The organism is Thalassotalea montiporae (assembly GCF_053485855.1).
In genome coordinates this window covers 167,749-189,456 of the sequence record NZ_JBQRUO010000003.1, presented here as the reverse complement: position 1 = coordinate 189,456, position 21,708 = coordinate 167,749, and the positions used below count along the sequence as shown (strand labels likewise).

General features: G+C 41.3%; 17 protein-coding genes. 13 read left to right on the top strand and 4 right to left on the bottom strand.

Annotated elements, in window-relative coordinates; translation table 11 throughout:
• The first annotated feature begins 773 nt into the window (after positions 1-773).
• From ACSLUR_RS11500 to ACSLUR_RS11485, 4 genes are all read left to right on the top strand, one after another.
• Positions 774-3,596 (top strand): TonB-dependent receptor domain-containing protein, encoded by a 2,823-nt coding sequence (locus ACSLUR_RS11500; RefSeq protein WP_448554670.1) that lies wholly within the window; start codon positions 774-776, stop codon positions 3,594-3,596.
• Positions 3,597-3,797: 201 nt separating this feature from the next.
• A complete protein-coding gene (locus tag ACSLUR_RS11495; RefSeq protein ID WP_448554668.1) occupies positions 3,798-5,615 on the top strand; it encodes a tetratricopeptide repeat protein in 1,818 nt (605 codons plus the stop codon).
• A 58-nt stretch (positions 5,616-5,673) separates the two neighbouring features.
• Positions 5,674-6,576, top strand: a complete 903-nt coding sequence (locus ACSLUR_RS11490) for a class I SAM-dependent methyltransferase (protein ID WP_448554666.1) — start codon at positions 5,674-5,676, stop codon at positions 6,574-6,576.
• On the top strand, positions 6,569-7,738 hold the full coding sequence (locus tag ACSLUR_RS11485) for an aspartyl/asparaginyl beta-hydroxylase domain-containing protein (protein WP_448554664.1): 1,170 nt from the start codon (positions 6,569-6,571) through the stop codon (positions 7,736-7,738). The genes ACSLUR_RS11490 and ACSLUR_RS11485 overlap by 8 nt, the downstream gene beginning before the upstream one ends.
• On the opposite strand, the gene ACSLUR_RS11480 is transcribed toward ACSLUR_RS11485, so the two are convergent.
• Positions 7,717-9,606, bottom strand: a complete 1,890-nt coding sequence (locus tag ACSLUR_RS11480) for a tetratricopeptide repeat-containing sulfotransferase family protein (RefSeq protein WP_448554662.1) — start codon at positions 9,604-9,606, stop codon at positions 7,717-7,719. The genes ACSLUR_RS11485 and ACSLUR_RS11480 overlap by 22 nt on opposite strands.
• A gap of 270 nt (positions 9,607-9,876) precedes the next feature.
• Between ACSLUR_RS11480 and ACSLUR_RS11475 the strand changes: the two genes are divergently transcribed.
• The 7 genes from ACSLUR_RS11475 to ACSLUR_RS11445 all read left to right on the top strand — a co-directional run bounded on the left by ACSLUR_RS11475 (position 9,877) and on the right by ACSLUR_RS11445 (position 15,942).
• A complete protein-coding gene (locus tag ACSLUR_RS11475) occupies positions 9,877-10,581 on the top strand; it encodes a 2OG-Fe(II) oxygenase (protein ID WP_448554660.1) in 705 nt (234 codons plus the stop codon).
• Between the two features lie 414 nt (positions 10,582-10,995).
• Positions 10,996-11,775: a DUF3450 domain-containing protein gene (locus ACSLUR_RS11470; RefSeq protein WP_116002426.1), complete on the top strand. Its 780-nt coding sequence runs from the start codon at positions 10,996-10,998 to the stop codon at positions 11,773-11,775.
• Positions 11,775-13,124 carry a MotA/TolQ/ExbB proton channel family protein gene (locus ACSLUR_RS11465; protein WP_448554658.1) on the top strand — a complete coding sequence of 450 codons (1,350 nt, stop codon included), beginning with the start codon at positions 11,775-11,777 and terminating at the stop codon, positions 13,122-13,124. The genes ACSLUR_RS11470 and ACSLUR_RS11465 overlap by 1 nt, the downstream gene beginning before the upstream one ends.
• Positions 13,124-13,648 carry a MotA/TolQ/ExbB proton channel family protein gene (locus tag ACSLUR_RS11460; RefSeq protein ID WP_116000823.1) on the top strand — a complete coding sequence of 175 codons (525 nt, stop codon included), beginning with the start codon at positions 13,124-13,126 and terminating at the stop codon, positions 13,646-13,648. Before ACSLUR_RS11465 ends, ACSLUR_RS11460 begins: the two co-directional genes overlap by 1 nt.
• A gap of 12 nt (positions 13,649-13,660) precedes the next feature.
• Entirely contained in the window at positions 13,661-14,062 is a 402-nt protein-coding gene (locus ACSLUR_RS11455) for an ExbD/TolR family protein (RefSeq protein WP_116000822.1), read from the top strand.
• 3 nt (positions 14,063-14,065) lie between these two features.
• Entirely contained in the window at positions 14,066-14,683 is a 618-nt protein-coding gene (locus ACSLUR_RS11450; RefSeq protein WP_116000821.1) for an energy transducer TonB, read from the top strand.
• Complete coding sequence (locus tag ACSLUR_RS11445) at positions 14,683-15,942, top strand: tetratricopeptide repeat protein (protein WP_448554655.1); 1,260 nt, start codon at positions 14,683-14,685, stop codon at positions 15,940-15,942. Before ACSLUR_RS11450 ends, ACSLUR_RS11445 begins: the two co-directional genes overlap by 1 nt.
• Positions 15,943-16,300: 358 nt before the next feature.
• Here the strand turns inward: ACSLUR_RS11445 and ACSLUR_RS11440 are convergent, their stop codons facing one another.
• Positions 16,301-17,239 carry a tRNA-dihydrouridine synthase gene (locus tag ACSLUR_RS11440; protein ID WP_448555110.1) on the bottom strand — a complete coding sequence of 313 codons (939 nt, stop codon included), beginning with the start codon at positions 17,237-17,239 and terminating at the stop codon, positions 16,301-16,303.
• Between the two features lie 196 nt (positions 17,240-17,435).
• Here ACSLUR_RS11440 and ACSLUR_RS11435 point away from each other — a divergent pair, with 196 nt between their 5' ends.
• Positions 17,436-17,828 (top strand): HvfA family oxazolone/thioamide-modified RiPP metallophore, encoded by a 393-nt coding sequence (locus ACSLUR_RS11435; protein ID WP_220347657.1) that lies wholly within the window; start codon positions 17,436-17,438, stop codon positions 17,826-17,828.
• 885 nt (positions 17,829-18,713) lie between these two features.
• Here ACSLUR_RS11435 and ACSLUR_RS11430 read toward each other — a convergent pair.
• The gene (locus ACSLUR_RS11430; protein WP_448555108.1) at positions 18,714-19,250 is read right to left on the bottom strand and encodes a hypothetical protein; all 537 of its coding nucleotides are present in this window, start codon (positions 19,248-19,250) and stop codon (positions 18,714-18,716) included.
• A gap of 315 nt (positions 19,251-19,565) precedes the next feature.
• On the opposite strand from ACSLUR_RS11430, the gene ACSLUR_RS11425 reads away from it, so the two are divergent.
• A complete protein-coding gene (locus tag ACSLUR_RS11425) occupies positions 19,566-20,921 on the top strand; it encodes an MATE family efflux transporter (protein WP_448554652.1) in 1,356 nt (451 codons plus the stop codon).
• Between the two features lie 150 nt (positions 20,922-21,071).
• Here the strand turns inward: ACSLUR_RS11425 and ACSLUR_RS11420 are convergent, their stop codons facing one another.
• Positions 21,072-21,467, bottom strand: a complete 396-nt coding sequence (locus tag ACSLUR_RS11420) for a diacylglycerol kinase (RefSeq protein WP_448554650.1) — start codon at positions 21,465-21,467, stop codon at positions 21,072-21,074.
• Positions 21,468-21,708: the final 241 nt, after the last annotated feature.

Genomic DNA, 21,708 nt, shown 5'->3' with positions numbered 1-21,708 from the left:
AAATAGCGAAAGCGCGAGTATATCACGGTTTTTTTTATCGCTTTCGACCGAATTTGCATAATTCATGTCTTATAAATTGAATAAGCACCTCAATATGCTTTCTGCCAGTCTAATTTTTATTTTTGGTATATTGAAATGGCACTTGGAGAGTGTTCTATAAGATTTAGGCTGTTGAGTTTGATGGTTTCTAGTGTTGTATAAGCTAGCAACTCTGTCAAAAAACGGCTAAACGAATACAAAATACACAGCCGAACGCAAGGCGTACTAATAAGGAAATAAGATTTTTGACATAGCTACCTAGCCTTTACAAATTTAGTAACATGTAAAAATAGCCGAATTGTTAACTTAGGTTTACATATTGTTTTCTTCTTCTAGCACCTTATTTTTCCTACTCTACATTTAAGAAAGCAATAAACGCTTATTTCCTTTATTAATTAAAAAACAATGTAAAACATGGGTTTATGATATCGCTTTGGGTCTAAGATATATCATTTAGCGATATATCTACGGTTTGTTTATATCTCATTTAATAGTTTGCTGAGAACTTTGTGTGGTTATAAAACCATCACTCATCAAATGTAATAAATTGTTTTTGCATGTTTCTAGTTGTTAGATTTGTTGCCCATTCGTAGTAAATGGTGTTGACGCTTTAAATGGAATCCGTTTAATATCCTAAGCGACAGATCAGGTCCTAGACCGACAGAAAACTGACAAGGCAACATAGCCTTGCACTCAAAAAACTAAAATCACGAAAGTGATCCAGGGAGTAAAAAATGTATCAAAATAATAAGCTTACACGCGCTGTAAGACTTGCTATTGCGGCCGGTGCGGCAACAACAGCAATGGCAATGCCAGCATCTGTAGCATTCGCTGAAGAAGCAGCTGAAGAAGGCGTAGAACGCATTCAGGTAACTGGTTCTCGTATTAAGCGTCAAGAATTAACAGCTGTTACACCAATCATCGAAGTAGACGCGCAAGAATTCGCTATTTCAGGTAACTTAAACGTTGAGCAAAAGCTAGCTGAATTACCATCAACTCTTCCTTCATTCGGTCCTAGTTCAAACAACCCTGGTGACGGTACGGCAACAGTTGATTTACGTGGTTTAGGTACTTCACGTACGCTAGTAATGGTTAACGGTCGTCGTTGGATTCCAGCACGTCAAGATGGTGTTGTGGATTTAAACACTATCCCAGCTTCTTTAATTGAAAATGTTGAAATCATCACTGGTGGTGCTTCTGCGGTATACGGTTCAGATGCATTAGGCGGTGTTGTTAACTTCAACATGAAAGATGATTTCGAAGGCGTTGAATTCTCAACTCTTTACGATATTACTGACGAAGGTGACGCAGAAAAGTTCAACCTAGATATGACAATGGGTGGTAACTTCGCTGATGACCGCGGTAACGCAGTTGTTTACTTAGGTTACTCAAAGCGTGAAGCATTGTTCCAAGGTGACCGTGACTTCTCAAGCGTTGCATTAACAGAAAGTGGTGACGAGCTTGTAGCTGGTGGTTCATCAGGTGTTCCAGGTACTCGTATTTTCGGTGGTCCAACACTTGCTGACGGTACAGTATTAGGTACATTTGGTCCAAACGGCGAAGGCTTACCTTGGGTTGAGCCAAGCTCTCGCTTTAACTACGCACCAGATAACTTCTTACAACTTCCTCAAGAACGTTACTCTGCAAGTGCTTTCGCTCACTTCTATGTGACTGACGAGCACCGTATTTACACTGAAGTTTCTTTCATTCGTAACGAAGTTCCTCAAGAACTAGCGCCAACTCCGGCATTTACTACGGTTGAAATTAACCCTAACAGTGCATTCTTCTCTCCTGAAGTTCAACAAGCGTTCTTGAACAGCGGTGAGCTAAATGACGACGGTAACTTTGAAGCATTTATTGGTCGTCGTATGGTTGAGAACGGTTCACGTCAATCAATCGATACACGTGATGCATTCCGTATTCTACTAGGTGTTGACGGTTACATTAATGACGATTGGTCATACGATGTATTCTACAGCCGCTCAATGCTTGACCAAACTAACTTATTAAACAATGACGTTTCAGCTTCTCGCTTTATTCAAGCAGTATTAACTAACGATGCTGGTACTGAGTGTCAAGACACTTCAGGTGGCTGTGTACCAATTAATATCTTCGGTGAAGGTAACATCTCACAAGAAGCTGTTGATTTCGTAAACGTTGGTGCATCAAACGTTACAAACGTAACACAAGAAGTATTCATGGCTAACGTCGCTGGTACTACTCCTTGGACACTTCCAGGTGCTCAAGAGCCAATCGGTTTAGTATTTGGTTACGAGAAGCGTCAAGACGAATCTTCATTCCGTCCAGATGAATTCTTAGCATCAGGTGACGTACTTGGTTTCAACGCTGGTGAAGCAACAGTAGGTAGCTACTCATCTGACGAATTCTTCACAGAGATTTCAATTCCTGTACTTTCAGGTAAAGCATTTGCTGAAGACTTAAGCCTATGGGGTGCTGCACGTTTTGCTGATTACTCAAACATCGGTAACGTTGAGTCTTTCGCAGCTGCAGTTAACTGGGCACCAACAGAGTGGATCTCTACTCGTATCGGTTACCAACAAGCGGTTCGTGCGCCAAACGTATCTGAATTATTCTTAGGTGCATCTAATGGCTTCCCAGGTGCGGTTGATCCTTGTTCTGCAGACGGTTTCCAAGCAGGTGTTACTGACGTAGCACTTTGTGAAGCAACAGGTGTTCCAGCTGGTCTAGTAGGTAACTTCGAGCAAGCTAACTCTCAAATTGAAGGTTCATTCGGTGGTAACACTGAACTACAAGAAGAGTCTTCAGATACCTTCACAGTGGGTGTTGTTGTTCAACCGATGGACGGCCTAGATTTCACTATCGATTACTTCTCAATCGAAATTGAAGACGCGATTGCATCTTTTGGTGTTAACAACACGCTTAACGTTTGTTACAACGTTGCACAAGACATCAATGACGTAACATGTCAAAACATTACACGTCGTACAGACGGTAACGTTTCACTTGTTAAGTCTCTTAACGAAAACATTGGTTTAATCGAAACTTCAGGTATCGATTTCAACATCACATACAACACTGAATTTGACTTTGGTTTATTCGGTAACGGTTCAAGCTTAAACGTTCAGTTCCGCTCTACGTTCTTAGACAAGTTTGAACAGACTCCAATTGCTGCGTTACCAGATCAAATCAACAAGTGTGATGGTTACTTCGGTAACACTTGTGGCGCACCACGCCCAGAGTTCCAATCTAATACTCGTATTAACTGGACAACTGGTGACCTAACGCTATCTGCATTAGTTCGCTACATCGGTGAAACTGAAGATGACCAAATCTCAGAAGGTACAGCAACAGCTGACGAGTTAGTAGTACCAGAGTTAGATTCTAAGATTTACTTAGACCTTTCTGCTGCATACGTAGTAAGCGATGCACTTAAAGTTAACTTCGGTGTTAAGAACATTCTTGACGAAGAGCCGCAGTTACTTGGTGACTCACAGCAACAAGCTAACACTTTCCCAGAAGTATACGACGTATTCGGTCCACGCTTCTTCCTAAGCGGTACTTACACATTTAACTAATCGTTAGTTAATTGTAAGACAAACGCTTAAACAGAAAATGGTCAACTTAGGTTGGCCATTTTTTTATTGCTTATTTAATTGAATTTAAAGCAAAATAACGCTTAAAAACTTGCCTTATATCAATAGCTAACACTGTTAACTTAGCGTGATTTCATTACAATAAAGTGAGCACATAGTTTCCGTTAGAGTTCTATATCATCAATGAATACCCATCGTTTAGTGCAAACATTGCAAAGCTTGCAGCGAGCCATGCAAGCCCGTCAATTTGAGTTTGTGGTTACAGAGGCGAAGAAGTTAGAGCATGATTTTCCAAACCAACCAGATGTTTTTCACATACAGGCTCTTGCGCTAAAACAGCTGGGTAAATTTGAAGAGTCCAAGCAAAGTTTTGACGCGTGTTTGGCACTCAACAAAAAGCAGCCGCAAGTGCTTAACAACTATGCAAACCTGTTGGCTGCTAATCACCATGAATATGAAGCTGAGCAAAATTACAAAGACGCTATAAAAATAGATGCCGATTACCTTGATGCGCATAAAAACCTTGCAATAGCGCTACTTAATCAACGTAAACTTGCTGAGGCATTAACAGCCGTTGAGCGAGCAAAGAAGCTCGCTCCCCAAAACACATCAATACTGACGGTCACGGCTGATATCTATAGAGCACAAGAAAGCTTTGAGCAGGCAATAGCTCAATATCAACAAGTGCTGAGCATTAACCCTAACTATGTAAATGCTTTACATAACCTTGGCCTCACTTATAAATTAATAGAACAACATGATCATGCCTTTGCTTATTTTAATAAGGCTAGAGAGCTGGCGCCGCAACTGAGCCAAATAGACTTTAATCTGGCAAATACATTATTTGAGCAAGGAAAATATGAACAAGCAGAGCAGTTTTATTGGAGCGCATTGAACAAAAAGCCGAATGATATTGAAGTTCACCAAACGCTTAATGAATTCTATTGGCAACGTAACCTGAAAGATAAATTTGGTCATAGCTTTAAGCTTGCGATTGAACATTTTCCAAAAAGCATAGAGATACGTCATGCCTACGCTGAGGCAATGTTTGAAGCCAAACAGTACGATAAAGCCGAGCAAATTATCAGCAGTGCAAAACAGGTTCAAATCACGAGCCAGCTACTTCATACCGAAGGAAAAATTTATGCTGTAAGGGAAGATAACGCAAAAGCGGTAGCGTTGCTTGAACAAGCGATTGATAAACACTTTTACATGGATCTCGCGCTGGATCTTATCAATGTCTGTATCGTCAATGCCGATTATCAAAAAGCGCTCCACTACATCGCACAGGCGGAGTTGAGGGAGCCAAATCATCAATTGCTTATTGCCTATAAAAGTACCTGTTGGCGCTTAGTTGGTGATGAGCGTTATCACTGGTTGATTGATTACGATAAATTTGTCAAACCATATCGTATTGTGGCACCAAACGGCTATCAATCGACAGGTGCATTTCTTGAAGAGTTGAAAACAGTACTCTTGTCGATGCATCAACTCGATCAGGCTCCGCTAAAGCAAACCTTAAAAAATGGCACCCAAACTCCGGGGCGCTTGCTACATAAAAAGCACCCGGTTATCGCTAGTCTTAAGCAAGCGCTAACCGATATTGTTTCTGCGCATATAGATTCATTGCCAGATGACAATACCCATCCATTGCTATCACGTAAGTCGCCTAAATTCGCCTTTGCAGGCTCTTGGTCGGTGAGGCTTAAGCCAAATGGCTTTCACGTTAACCATGTTCACCCTGCAGGTTGGTTAAGCTCAGCGTTTTATGTGTCCCTGCCTGAATTGTCATCGGTTGAGCAACCTCAAAATGCAGGTGCGATTAAGTTTGGTGAAACCTCGATGCAGCTTGGTGAACGAGAGCATATTGCGAAAATTATACAACCCGAAGCGGGAACCTTAGCACTTTTTCCATCTTATGCGTGGCATGGCACTGTGCCATTTCAAGGTGATGAACGCGAATTTAGGCTGACATCACCTTTTGATGTTGTGCCGCTTTAATAGATGCCCCTAAAAAAGCCGTTCCCATCACGGCTAGGTGATTTAAACGATATTTTTTATGATGAAAAAACAACAAGCTTGGCATCAATACTGGCAACAAGGCCAACAGCAAAGCTGCATTGCTAGCGACAGTGAGCAACGTCTAGTAAAAAAGCTTTGGCTTGATTGGCAAGAAAAACTACCCAAACAAAGCACTATTTTAGATTTAGCGACGGGTAATGGCGCTGTTATCGCAAATTTACTGGACGGTGACAAAGTAAGTGAACATCGATATATCGGTGTTGACTATGCCCCAATAAACCCTCGAGGCTTTACTGGTCATTTCGAAGAGCAAGTAACTTTTCTTGGTGAGGTAGATCTAGCAAACTTACCGTTTGCTGATCATTCAATTGATGCGGTTACTAGTCAATTTGGTTTTGAATATGCTGCTCAAACTAGCGCAGTATCAGAGATTGCTAGAGTGTTGCGCAATGGCGGCTGTTTTCAGTTAATCATTCACCATGCAAATGGTGAGATTGTTAAAGCTAATAAGCTAAGGCATAACGAAATTAGTTTGTTGATGGCAAGTGATTCACTTATTGAAAATGCTCAAGCATTAGCCGACAGTAAACTCTCACTTGAGCAGATAGAAACTAAAGCTCAGCGCTTTATTCAACAGCATCAAGGCTATTTATCAAAAAGTATTACAGGTCAGGTACTAGAAACCATTAATCAAGCGGTACTTGCGATACAACAGGGGAATCATAGCAGTGCTAAAAGTATGATGAGTTTACTTGCTAATAAGTTGTCAGCAGAGCAGGTGAGGCTAGCGCATTTGCTTAGCGTAGCAAAATCTGAGAATGACATTAAAACACTTGTGAGTGAGTTAAAGTCTTATGACATGGCATACCAAAATTCAAGCGTTTTAACCGAAGATAAGTTTACTTTTGCTTGGCTAATTCACGGAGTTAAAAATGGCTGAACTAAATCAAGTCAACGAATTGTTTGGCCAAGGCCGAAATGAGCAAGCATATCAATTACTCAACCAATATGTTGAGCAAAACCCAGATGATGCAGAGCAACTTTATCGTTTTGCGGTGCTTTCAGAACAACTAGGTACAGTTGATGATACAAAACATGCTTACATCAGCTGCCTGCGCAAGGCGACGAACAATGTCCTATGTTACCTGTATGCTGGTACCTATTATTTAAATATTGGTGAGAAAGAATCAGGGCTTGCGATTCTCAGTCAAGGTCAAGATTTAGATGCTCGTTTGACCATGTTTTATCGCTATGAACAAGTCGCAGAACAAACGAAAAAGCGCTCGTATCAGGCAGATGTGGCACTACGTAATTTTTACACTGAAGAACACCAAAAAGCGATTGGCACGAAACCTGAACCAGAAGCCGTAAAAAGTGCTATTTGGCCACAAACCCACAACAATGCCTTTACTTACCTAGCAGAGCAACAACGGCCTCATTTATTTTATTTGCCAACATTGACTGCTCAACCTTTTTGGCCAGCCAATGAGGCCTTTAATGGGCAAGTTATCGAGCAAGGTTTTGACGTCATTAAATCGGAATTTAATGCCTTAATTGACAAAATAGATAGCTTAGGCGAGCCATATTTAAATGAGAAATATAAACAACAAGGTTTTGATAAACTGGCTGGCAGTGCGAATTGGACGGCATTGCATTTGTTCAAGAACGGTATTCTTAACCCTGAATTAGCCTGCCACGTACCACAAACTCTAGCGTTACTAAAACAGTTACCACTATACGGGCTAAGTGAACAACCTTACGAAGTATTTTATTCCGTGCTTAAAGCTGGGCAACATATTACACCGCATTACGGGCTATCGAACCACAGCTTAACGGTTCACTTACCGATTACCGTCCCCGGTGATGGATACATCAAAGTTGCAGATCAGCAATGTGCTTGGCAAGAGGGGACGTTGGTTGCCTTTGACGACTCATTTATACACGAAGCAATCAACTTGAGTGATGCTGATCGTGTAGTGTTGATTTTCTCGGTCTGGCATCCTGAACTTAGCGATGCTGAGCAAGAAGCCATACAGCGAAGCTTTGAGCATCGACAGCGAATACAAGCAGAGCATCGAGCTTACTTTAACAACTTGTTGTAAGTTGCTCTAAATTCACTTAGCTGATCGTGATAGTGTTTGGCAAAGCCGATTTTACTTTGGTTAATCGGTTTTCTCACTTGTACTTCACTGAACGTAAAGCTTGGCACGGCTTGCTGGTAGAACTCAAGATAGCTAGGTTGCCAATGCAGTGAGAGGAACTCAAATATTGCTTTCGCTTCACTTTCCGGATTGTTCACCAAATCTTCATAACTGAGATCATAAACTTGCTCAGGATAGCGCTTAGCCCAAACATCCATTAGCTTATTCGCTTCAAATATTGTCTGAGCGATAGCTTTCTGATCGCAAGCATAGTTGTGGTAATCGTTAAATTGCTGGCTAAAAATTGATAGTGCTAAGTCTTCCGGGTTACGGCGCATTTGAATAATTTTAGCTCTTGGAAAGCTGGCTAAAATGGCGCCAACGAAACGAAAGTTATGTGGCATTTTATCAACGATAATTTCAGTGTGAGCCGGCAGGGCAGGGAGTGCGTCACGGTACTTTTCTGCCAGCGCTTTAGCGTTTTTTGCTAAATATGCAGGGATATCTGCTGCGGCAATCTGCGCTAATAAATGCTCATAAACACTCGCGATACCGTTGCTTTCATTAACACTAGCTACATTCGTTGCCTGACACAGTATACGATTGACTAATGTTGTACCCGAGCGAGGCATCCCCACGACAAAAATATTGGTGGGGTGATCTGTGGCGGAATTTGTAGCAGGCGTTTTAGACTGTTCGGTTTCAGCAAGGTGTGCATAATCAATCTCGGTTAACTTGTTAATTTCGGCTTTTAATGTTTGATAAGAAAATGCGCGATTTTGATTGGCGAGCTGAAAGTATTGACTCTGATTCGCCCTCGTAAAGTATTCAAATGCTCTTTGGTACTCATCGGACTTTTCATAAACTTTGGCAAGGGTATAAAGATTTTGGCGATAGTCAAAACTGTGCTGTTCACTAGTTTCGACAACTGCTGGCAGCTGCTTTAGCACTTGTTTGTGCGCACTGTCATTACCAAGCTCAAAAAGCACTTGCCACGCTAGTGAGGATGATGGCTCGCGGGCAAGTAACTGCTCAGCTAAGCTAATGGCTTGCGCTTTGTCGTGGTTAAGTCGTGCTAGCTTTGTTTTGATAGAAAGCAATTGCAAGCTAGCTTGCGTGGAAAATTCGGTATTAGCATGAGTCTCTAGCTGTGCAACCAACTGCTCAGCTTTGGCTTTATGCTGAGCGAGAATGCATAAATCAGCATATCGCAACGTGTTTTCCAAAGAAGGTGCTAGTGCGGTGAGTTGTTCAAATATTGGCATTGCCAAATTAAAGTTCAAAGTATGCCCAAAACACTGTGCCAGTAAATTTAAATGTTCAGTATTAGTTGGGTGTCTCTCGCTAAGCTTCACAAGGTATTGGATCGCGTCAGGCCATTGGTTAAGGGCCATGTGGGCTTTTGCGGCAATAAAATTGATATTGTCTTGGTTTAGCTGACTGACAGAGGTGATATTAATGACCTGCTGATAATCACCTAATTCAAATGCCAAGTTAGCAAAGGCGCTCACCATTTGGCTGTTATTGCCAACAAGGTGCGAAATTTCACGAAGTCGCCCTTTTGCTTGTTCGACTTGATTGCTTTGTTTGAGGCACAAAAGATAATTAAAATTGATATCTAGTGCTTGTGGCTCAATAGACAGTGCTTGTTCAAACAGTTGAGTGGCGACAGCGTATTCTTTTAGTTGCATCTTTAGCGTTGCCAAGCCATAGATCGCATCGATATGTTGCTCGTTACTTAATGCTTGTCGGTATAAAGACTCTGCCTCTGCAAGTTGGCCTTGTTGGTGAGCTTGCTCAGCTTTTCTAATGGTATTGACGGTGATCATGAAAATGCAATGTATGCTAGGTTTATCTTCAACTTTGAGAGAACAGGATGATACTATAAGGCGTTATGTTAGTTAACGAATTTATCTGAACTACAGCATTCCATATTCAACAACAAAGTGATTGGAATTTAGTTTTTTAAAGACCTTGAAGATCATTACGTTGGCTGTGTTAGCCCATTTGCCACACAAAAGCGTGTGTCGATTACCGGCTGGCTAAGAACTGGCGACAATCCCAGAAAATAAGAACTAAATTATAAAATAGGAAAGAAATTGACTCAGCTTACCATTAACCCAACATTAGATTCGGATAAACAGGCAGCGTTAAAAGCAGAATTCGCCGACTACGGCATTGTTCGTATTTTTGATTTCTTAAATACCGAGGGAGCAGAAGAGCTTTCACGCTGTTTACATCACGACACTTCATTTAACAATGCCTTCTTTTTAAATCGCCAAAACCGTGAAGCTAGCGATGAACAAATTGCCCAGCTGCCGAATGCGCAACGAAGAGAAATGTATCAGGCAATTTACCAGTTAGCCGCGCAGGGGCAGGGGTTTCTTTACGGCCGTCACAAAGCGAGCGATTCGTCACCTGCAATCATTGATGAAGCGTTGAAGCTGATTAATGACGAAGCTTGCTTGTCTGTTATTAAGCATATTACTGGTGATGATGAGCTAAGCCATGCTGATGGACAAGCAACACGCTACCGGGTTGGCGACTTCTTAACACGCCACATTGATAATCTACCTGGTGAAACACGAAAATATGCGTATGTGCTAGGTTTAAGTCCACAGTGGCATCCAGATTGGGGCGGTTTACTACAAATGTTTGAACCAGATGGTACACCGACTCAATCATATATGCCGAAATATAACTCGTTAACGTTATTCGATGTTAATAAAGTACATTCGGTTACTTCAATTGCGGCTTTTTCACCGGTTAGCCGTTACTCGTTAACGGGCTGGTTTAGGAGTTAAACACTACTTTGTAAAAAGAATAAAAATGCTCAATTAATAAGCTATTATTTATTTAGATTTGACTTACTACGAATGAATTAGTAAAACATGGGTCTGCAATTTGTTAAATTGAGAAGGAGAATACACTAGTCGCAATCAAATTTACTTAATTGTTATGGCAATGTTAGTGAGTTTAATAAATTGTTTCAGGCTTAGCAGCGGCGCTGCACGACAAGCGAAACAGTTTAGGAAATTTACAAAAAAGTAGTTCTGATTAAGATGTTCTAGGTTGACAGTTTCGCTGTCGTCTGGGAATATTGGCTGGTTGTATTCTAGATTAATTAAAAATCCTTTTTAATGGCAGAATTAGATTCATCATTACTGATGGGTTTTAAATTTTTGTTATCTAAGTTAAATAGCAATTGGTTGGGAACTATGTCCAAAATAAGTAAAAAAAGCCTTATCGCATCGACGATAGCAGGTGTTTTTGCGTTGGCTGGTAGCAATATCGCTGCTGCTGATGCGTTAACTGATTTACAAAAAGCTGAAATGCAAATTTTCAAAGCATCAGCTAAATCACAAAGCAAGATCGATAGCATCTATGAGCAAACTCAAGACTTACTAGCTGACTACCGTACAACAGTAGACGAAGCTGAAGTTTTAAAAGGCTACAACGACCACGTACAGCGCATGGTTGATGACCAAAACGCAAATATCGCGTCACTACAACGTCAAATCGATGGTATCGATAAAATCAAGCAAGGCGTTGTTCCACTAATGTACAAAATGATCGACACGTTAGAAAAGTTTGTTGATCTTGACGTACCAATGAACCTTGAGAATCGTAAAGAGCGTATCGCGGGTCTTCGCGACGTAATGGCTGATTCTAACGTAACAACTTCTGAGCAGTTCCGCTTAGTACTTGAAGCATACGAAATCGAAGCTAACTACGGTACAGTATTTGATGCTTACCAAGGTGAGTTAGACTTAGGTGATCGCACGATCACTGCTGATTTCGTTCACATGGGTCGTGTTGCGCTAATCGCACAATCTCTAGACTACAAGCAAGCTTGGGTTTGGAACAACTCAACTCGTTCATGGGACGAGTTAGGTGAAGAATATGCGAAGACTATCACTGACACTATCCGTATGGCACGCAAGCAATTGCCAATGGATCTAACTAAACTTCCAGTATTTGCAGCAGGAGCACAATAATGAAAAAGGTTATTAATTTCGTTTTACTTGCTGCTTCTCTGTCAGCGGGTTTCGCTACAACAGCTAACGCTAATGAACTAGACCAGTTGTTACAACAAGTTAAAGCTGACCGTATCTCAGAAGCTAAACTAGACAAGCAACGTGAATCTGAATTCTTAGCAGCGCGTGCTGACAAGCAAGCTTTATTGAACAAAGCAAAAGCTGAGTTAAAAGCGCAGCAAGACCGCAATACGCGTTTAACTAAAGAGTACGCAGCAAACGACATCAAACTTGCACAAAAAACGCAAGAACTTGATAACGCTAAAGGTACTTTAGGTGAAATGTTCGGTGTAAGTCGTTCAGCTGCTGCTGACGCTTACGGTATGATCTCTACATCAATTGTTAGTGCTCAATACCCTGGCCGTGGCGAAACATTAAACCGTATCGCTAACTCAAAAGAAATCCCAGGCCTTCCTGACTTGGAAGAGTTATGGTTCGCACTTCAAACTGAAATGACTGAATCTGGTAAGATTGCTCAGTTCCAAACTGATGTTACTAACCTAGACGGTACTAAGTCTTCAGAAACAGTTACGCGTGTTGGTACTTTCAACCTAATCTCTTCAAACGGTTACTTAACTTACAACGATGAGTTAGCACAAGTTCAACCACTTGCTAAGCAACCAGCTGGTTACATCACTGGTGAAGCAACAAGTTACTTCACAACTTCTTCAGGCTACGCGCCTTTATACCTTGACCCTTCACGTGGTGCTATCTTAGCGTTAGAAACTCGTAAGCGTACATTGATGGAATTCTACCACCAAGGTGCTGAAGTAGGTTACGGTATTACTGTACTACTAGTTATTGGTTTATTGATTGCGCTTGAGCGTATCATTGTTCTAGGTGCTGTTGGTGCGAAAATCAAAGCGCAAACTAAGAACATGGACAAGCCAAACAGCAACAACCCTCTTGGCCGCCTATTAAAGGTTTACCACGAGAACAAAGATGCTGACGCTGAAACACTTGAGCTTAAGTTAGACGAGCAAATCTTACGTGAAACACCAACGGTTGACCGTGGTATTAACCTAATCAAAATGTTCGCAGCTATCGCACCTCTAATGGGTCTATTAGGTACAGTTATCGGTATGATCATGACGTTCCAAACGATCACATTATTCGGTACTGGTGACCCTAAAATCATGGCTGGTAACATCTCACTAGCGCTAGTAACAACAGCACTAGGTCTAATCGCAGCACTTCCGCTTATCCTTGTACACAGCGTTGTAGCAGGTAAAGCAAAATCTGTACTTCACAAGTTAGACGAGCAAGCTGCTGGTCTAATCGCTGAGATTGCAGAGAAGGAGTCTAAGTAATGTTATTCCTGATAGAGCTTGTAGAATCTGTCAGGAGTTTTATTGCGACTGGCGGTAACGTACTATACTTTGTCGCCGTTGCTCTCTTATTGATGTGGATCCTAATGATCGAAAGATATTGGTTCCTAGCGTCAAACTACCCAAAAATGCGTGATGACATCATCAAGCGTTGGGACGCTAGAGCTGATACTACTTCATGGTATGCACATCGAATCAGAGATACATGGATCTCCGAAGCGACAGAACTACTAGAGCGTAATATGCTCACCATTAAAACCTTAGTGGCAATGTGTCCACTGATTGGATTATTAGGTACTGTAACGGGTATGATTTCGGTATTCGAAACTATGGCTCAACAAGGTACAGGTAATCCGCGTCTAATGGCTTCTGGTATTTCGATGGCAACAATTCCGACAATGGCGGGTATGGTTGCAGCATTATCAGGCGTATTTTTTAGTACGCGTTTAGACGCTAAAGTTAAACTAGCAAAGGCTAAACTGGTTGACAGTTTACCTCATCACTAGAGAGAAATTCGAATGGCACGTAAACGTATTCGTGAAGAAGAAGAAGCAGCAATTGATATGACGCCGATGCTTGACATCGTATTCATCATGCTGATCTTCTTTATCGTAACGACTTCTTTCGTAAAAGAAGCAGGTATTGAAGTAAATAAACCTAAAGCAGCTAACCAAACTAAACAGAAGTCAGCTAACATTTTTGTTGCAGTAAAAGACACTGGTGAAATTTGGTTAGACAAGCGCCGCGTTGATGTAGAACGTGTTGCTGCTAACATCGAAAAGCTTTTAGCAGAGCAACCAACTGATGTGGTAATTATCCAAGCTGACAAAGATGCTAAGCACGGTATCGTTGTTAAAGTGATGGATGCTATCAAAGAAGCAGGAATCGATCGTATCTCTATTGCAGCTGCTAAGGGGTAATTTATGGTTCGCTTTTTAGTATCAATACTACTAGGCGCTGCAGTTACCTTTGGACTATTTTCGTTCATGGCATTCCTGATCGCGAGCGGTGATCGCGCTCAGGAAGAACAGTTAGAAAATATCGTGGTGGAAGTGAATACTACACCACCAAAGTCTGCAGCAGAGACGCGTCGTCGTGTACCGCCACCGCCGCCACCGCCGCCTAAGACTCCACCTAAGCCTCAAGCTCCAGAGCCTGAAGCAAACAATAACCAAGGTGGTATCGAGTTTAATATGCCAGGTGTACAGTTAGCTGGTGCTAACACTGGTTTATCTGCTCCGGGTGCTGGTTTTGGTCGTGATGGTGAAGCAACACCAATTGTTCGAATTGAGCCTAAATACCCAATTCAAGCAGCTCGTGATGGTAAAGAAGGTTGGGTACGACTATCTTTTACTATTAATGAGATTGGTGGTGTTGAAGACGTTAAGGTAATCGAAGCAGAGCCAAAACGTATCTTCGACAAAGAAGCGAAGCGTGCACTACGTAAGTGGAAATACAAGCCAAAAGTTGTTGACGGTAAACCGCAAAAGCAACCTGGTTTAACTGTTCAGCTTGACTTTAAAATGGACGGAGGTAGGTAATGTTTAAAAAACTTGCAACGGCATTAGTAATTGCATCTGCAGTAACGACTGTCCAATTACCGTTCTCTTTTGACGTTCAAGCCGCAGAAGCAAAACAAGAGAAGAAAAAGCGTCCAACACAACTAGTTGGTCCATCAGTAGGTAAGAAAGTACAAAAAGCATTTGAACTTTACACTGCCGACGACATTGATGGTGCACTTGTTCTTTTGTTAGACATTGAAGCGAGTAAACCATACGACAAAGCTTATGTAGCACGTATGATCGCAGTAATGTATGCAACCAAAGGCAACCAAGAAGAGAAAGCGATTAGCTATCTTAAGCAAGCGGTTGAGCCTGATATCCTAAACGAAGGCGATCACGGTGAATCAATCAAGTTACTTGCTGATTTGCAAATGCAAACCAAAAAGTACGAAGAAGCGCTTAAGAACTATGAAGCTTGGATGGAGTTCACAGGTAAAGAAGACTCGCAAACTTACGTTAAGATTGCGCAAGCTTATTACGAACTTCGTCGCTTAGACAAAATGATTGAGCCTGCTGATAAGGCGATTGCGTTATTTGGCGACAAGCCAAATCAAAACCCTTACATCTTAAAGCTAACGTCTTACTACGAACGTAAGATGTACCGCGACGGTGTTAAGGTGCTTGAAACCGTACTGCAAATATTCCCTGAGAATAAGCAATGGTGGACGCAATTGGGTATGTTCTACTTATTAGTAGAAGATTACCCGAAAGCATTGTCGACGTTAGATATGGCATACAAGCAAGGTTTCTTAGAAAAAGAATCTGAGCTAAAAACTTTAGCAAGCTTGTACCAGTCTAATGGTGTTCCGTTCAAAGCAGCTAAATTACTAGAGAAGCATATTGGCTCTGGTGATATTAAGCGCGATGATCAAACATTATCGACATTAGCTAACGCATACCATGCAGCCCAAAACATTGCCACTGCTGCTAAATACTACGGTGAAGTTGCTAAGTTAACTAACGAAGCACAACACTGGCGTAAGCAAGGCATGTTGTTAAAGCAAAGCGAGCAGTTCAAAAAGTCTATCGTCGCGCTTAACAAGGCACTTGACGCAGGTGTGAAGAACAAAGGTCGTGTATACATGAGCCTAGCTGAAGCACACTTCTATTTGGGTCAGTACAAGCAAGCGCATGCAGAGATCTCTCGTGCAATGAAAGATCCTAAATCGCGTAAAGCAGCTCGCGGTTGGAAGTCATTTATTGAAGAAACAGCACAACGTAAAGGTGTTGCTATTTAATTTGGCTTTAGAACCAAACAAAAAACCAGCCTGATGGCTGGTTTTTTTATCCCTCAAGAAAATTACATAACTGATATCAACTTGAATAATTATTTGATCACTCAGAGAGAATTTAAAGGCTCATAGACAAGGCTTGGCGTGCAGAGAATGGTTACTCCCCTTTTGTTGAACTAAAAGCAAACGGCATAACGCAGTATATGTGCTTTTAAAACTCGCCTTTGGGAATGCATAAGCAGCATGTTAACTACACAAAATTCACTCGATGTAGAGCAACTATATCGTCATAAATTTCGTTTGCTCTAATAATGCTTATGTCATTCTGAGAGGCTAAATAATTAATCAAACTGGTATAGGCTAACTACAACACTTCAGTACTTTCTATTTTTATGATTCGCTCGATTTCACTGACGATCTCCGCTTTGTGCTGTAGCGTTTTAATGGCGTCAAAAAGCGTCGCTGCTTGAGGGTAGAAATATTTTAAATATCGATACCACTGCTTTAAGCGACTTGAAAAGTAGAAAGGCTTAAATTCACCGCCATCCAGCTTAGTCCAATCTAGAATCAATTGACATGTCTCTTGCCATGTCATAGGTGTATCGTTGTATTTCAGCACATTTGCAAGGTTAGGTGTTGCAAGTGCTCCTCGTCCAATCATTAAATCATTACAGTGAGATTTCTCAATACATCGCTGTGCATCTGAACGTTGCCATATTTCGCCATTAGCAATAACTGGTATGGTTAGCTTGCTTTTAATATCCGCAATATACTCCCAATAAGCAGGAGGCTTGTAACCTTGTCTTTTAGTTCGGGCATGAACGGTTAACATGTCTGGCTGAGCTTGAGCGATGGCATCAACAATTTCATCAAGTAAGCTGGTGTCGTCGAAGCCTAATCGTATTTTTGCAGACAGTGCCTGCTCAGTACCAGATAGAGCAGACTTTACACTTGAAATGACTTGGTACATCAATTCTGGGTCTTTAAGTAAGCTAGCGCCGCCTTGGCTTTTATTGACAGTTTTTGCAGGACAGCCAAAGTTAATATCGACGCCACTTGTCCCTAATTCGTGAGCTATTAGGGCATTTTCTGCCATCCAGTTTGGATCTTGGCCTAATAGCTGAACTCTTACAGGGGTTCCCGATGGTGTTTTGCCGCCGAGTTTAAGTTCTGGACAAAGCTTGTAGAAAGTGTGTTTCGGGACTTTGCGATTAACTACCCGAACAAATTCCGTTATGCATAAATCATAGTCATTAATCTGTGTGAGTAGATCGCGCATCAAGTGATCAACGACCCCTTCCATTGGTGCTAAAAAAATTTGCTTTACGTTCAAAATTATTCTTTCATAGAAGTGTAGGCTTGTATTTTAGCCTATTGATAAGGTCAAACAAATTCTCACGCGAGAGAATAAATTTGAAATAAATATGCTATCTTAGAGGTCTAGATAAAAACACTTATAACAGTATAAGTTAGCTATATTTTTTATAACAAAGGAAAACATGATGAATTTAATCAAGAAATCAACTCTAGCTGCTGTAATGGGCTTATTTTCTTTAGGCCTTTTAGTTTCTGCGCCTGCGAAGGCTGATGTTAACCCGTTTGCTGTTGAAGACGTAGTTTCTGTGTCTGTTGCTGCTGGTGGCGACAAGTGTGGTGAAGGCAAGTGTGGTGAAGGTAAAGCCAAAGGTAAGTGCGGCGAAGGCAAATGTGGCGAAGGTAAAGCCAAAGGTAAGTGTGGCGAAGGTAAATGTGGCGAAGGTAAAGCCAAAGGCAAATGCGGTGAAGGCAAGTGTGGTGAAGGTAAAGCCAAAGGCAAATGCGGCGAAGGCAAATGCGGTGAAGGCAAGAAAAAAGCAAAAGGTAAGTGTGGCGAAGGTAAATGTGGTGGCTAATTAACAGCCATACTCGTCAGATGAAATAACAGCTCGCTTATTTTATTTGCTAACTTAAGCCTTATTTGCTTAAGTCATTGATTGAACGGCTACCAATAGGTGGCCGTTTTTTATTGCGATATAAAAAGCACATGAGACATTTTTGTTCTTCTCATTTAAGTTCAAGCATAGGTGTAATGCATTTGTACAAAAGTAAACCAAGTTATGTGAATGTGTTAACAAGGTGTAATGTCATTTATGGAAATGTAAATGTGAGATATGTCGCACATGGGCGTAGGATATTGAGTAAGTTGTTCGCGAAAAAAGGAAAGTGCATGGGTAAAAAACCTTTAAATACAGTTTGTTAATGTTTTTGTGTGAAAATTGCACTTCATCCTATGGAAAATATTTTATCACACTTGCTAGTTTATAATCGCGGATAACGTAATATTACAACTGTCAGGACGACACAGGAAATGAATTCCTGTCAAGGGAGGCCTTAGGATTAGGTCATGCAATAGGATATTGCATAGGATGATAGAACAAGGATGTGAATTAGCAAAGGAAAGCTGAGTTAAGGAAGATAAGCAGGTAAGCTTTAAACACAAGGTGTGTGTTACATTAGGAAATGTAGTCGCTTTAGGATTAGGCGGTAGGACAGCGAAGGGATCGTTAGGATATACTAAGGACAGTTTCTTTAAGGATGAAGCGGGAAACACTAATTGTGCGCAGGATGCGCAACAAAGCTAGATAAAGAAATGCGACTCTATGAGTCGCATTTTTTTATGTCAAAAATTTAGTGACAGCGAGCACCATTTAGCCAAATCAAGCATAGAAATAAATCAGGTGCTCGGGTATCTGAATTTTATTTGCTCGCTTAGCAGCTAGGCCCAGATAAACTTAGTGCTAATCTTGATATCCCCATGGGGCTTTAGGTGGAGTGATTGGCTTCGTTAAGTCGAAATCAACGCGAAACTCTCTACCCTGTCTAACCATCCTATAGCTGAAACGATTTGGGTAAATAAACATTTGCCACGTATTATCTGCTGATTGTGGTATACCTTGCTTTACAAAAAGCTCTTTTGAGTATTGATCTGCTGGAAATGACTGCACTTCTGGCCATCCAGCGTCAAGCGTTTGGCCGCCATACATGGTCTGTACATCATGGCTGCCATCGGGATGACGATGGTCGTGTTTAAGTGACAATCCAGAGCCTGTTTTGGTGATAATCCAAGTACGTGATGCATTTTTGCCAATGTGAAAAGGGATCTGTAGTTCTCGCTCATCGCATTTTCTAACATGCATGATCAGCTGCTTATCGTTGAAGCTATCGTCACCACCCGTATCAAGCGACACCTTGCCTGTAAATGCTTGGCCACAAAACGCTTTTATTCGATCAAAAAAAGCATCGTGTGAAGCAATAGATACTAAAGGTGCTGGCATCACAACTGGAGGATGTGCTTGTGCTAGTTTGCCATCTTTCGGATCGCTAGCTGAAGCCGCTAGGCTACTATACGCCGATGCTATTAGCGCAGAGTACGCGATGATTCGTGCTGATTTTTTAGTATTTAATAGAGTAGGAAATAACTTTCCAGTGATCGGCATGTGTTGTCCTTGTTGAAGTTAATAATGTTTAGCTGTTTTTAGCTTAGTTTTGCAAATAATAAAGTGAATATTAATACGTATTCAACGAGCAATATACGTTAAATATCACTAGAATATCAGCTTGTTGCTTTCTATATAATTTCCTTTCTATAAATGACCTCTTCTTCGCAATTAGGGCAAACGATCAAGCTTGCTTGGCCGATATCTCTGCAAAATATGTTAGTCACGCTACTCGGTATGATTGATGTTGTAATGGTTGGTCACCTTGGCAATGCAGCAGTGGCTTCTGTGGGTTTAGGTAATCGTATTCAGTTTGTCGTGTTGGTTATTGCGACAGGCCTTTCATGGGGCGTGGGTGTTTTAGCCGCGCAATACTTCGGGGCTGGTAAAAGTGACAGAATTCGCCGTAGCATTCAGATAGCGTCTGTTTTTGCTCTTTTGGCATTTACCCCGATAGCCATTGTTAATTTTTACACTGCTGATCTTGTCATCGGCTGGGCTTCATCTGATTCAGAAGTTGTTGCGCTTGGTGAGGTTTACCTTTGGATTACCATGCCGAGTTTGATCTTTGTTGGCCTAATATTGATTGTAGAAAACGCACTGCGCAGCATTGGTCAGGTTAAACTGCCCTTAGCATTTAGCTGTGTCGCTATAGTGATCAATATCATCCTTAATTATTGGCTTATCAATGGCGGCTTAGGAGTACCTGCACTTGGAGTAGAAGGCGCTGCCTGGGCAACGTTAATATCGCGTGCCTTGCACTTAGCGATTATTTGGCATTTTTTAATTAAAAATCGCCATTTACTAGCGCCTAAGAATGGCGACCTTAGCTTATTGGCGAATCGTCGAGCTTGGTGGCATCTATTTCAGTTAGTTTGGCCAATGATGATGAGTTTTGGCATTTGGTCTATCGGTACATTCATGTATCAACTTATCTACGGGCAATTAGGTACAGAAGCCCTTGCGGTGATGAGTTTGCTTTCACCAATTGAAGGAATATTTTTATCCATATTTTTTGGTTTAGCTTCTGCTTGCTCGATTATGGTGGGTCAAAAGCTTGGGGCTGATGCCTTTGAGCAAGCCTGGCAGGTCGCTAAATCCTTCTTTGTACTTTGTCCAGTTGTCGCAATTGGTTTAGGTGGTTTGGCGTTATTGCTCGAAGGAATTATCTTCAGCCCGTATGAAAATATGTCAGCACAAACACTAGCCACAGCTCACCAAGTATTTACGCTAATTGCACTGGGGGCATGGCTAAAAGTATGTAACATGACGTTGGCACTCGGCGTTATTCGTGCAGGCGGAGATAATAAGTTTTGCATGATAACTGATATATTTGGCATGTGGGCGGTAAGTATTCCGCTGACCTATATTGCGGCGACGGTTTGGGACCTGCCACTTATTTGGGTTGCCCTAGTCGCCTATAGCGAGGAAGTTGCAAAGCTTATTTTGTTTGGTTGGCGCACATGGTCAAAGAAGTGGATGCGCAACCTTTCTGTAGACGCTCATTAACTGATGAGAGCGGCTTCACCTTCACAGCTCTCAAGTCTTATATTAGCATTGTGATGTTAGCTGTTAGCTGTTAGCTGTTAGCTGTTAGCTGTTAGCTGTTAGCTGTTAGCTGATAGCTTGAAGAGCGTAGGTCACTTAATTTGTATTCTCTTATGTGAACAATCGCTCATAAGCAATATAACCCCAGCATAAAATCAACATACTAAAGGCAACTGTGACGCCAGCAGATCCTAAGTCTTTTGCTCTACCAATAAGCTCGTCATGATCTGTGGTGATTTTATCGGCTAAAGCTTCTATTGCCGAGTTAATAAGTTCAGCAAACAGCACAAATGCTAAAGTTATCAATAGTATTAATAATTGCGAACTTGAAGCCGCTAAGAAAAATGCGATTGGGGTGAGGATCAGACATATTGCTAACTCTTGGCGAAAAGCCGCTTCATGAAATAGTGCTGCTTTGAAACCTTTGTAAGAGCAGTAAGTTGCTTTGACAATACGTGTTATACCTGTGCCATTGGGCTTTTTTGAATAATTTATTGGTTGCGTCATTTTCTTCATTTAGTCGCTAACATTCGCCCTTAGCTTTTCCGTAAGCGAAGTACATAGCATATACCTACCGCTATAAATCAAAGGTTCACGTTACCACATACTTACGTGCTTGCTAATGACTATTATTGACCTCCATTCTAATTTTACTTTTTAAAATAACTAAAACTTAGGAAATATAGCCAATATATTGGAAATATAATTTTTTGACTCTGATGGGTTTAAATTAAGGTTTTGTTTTAAA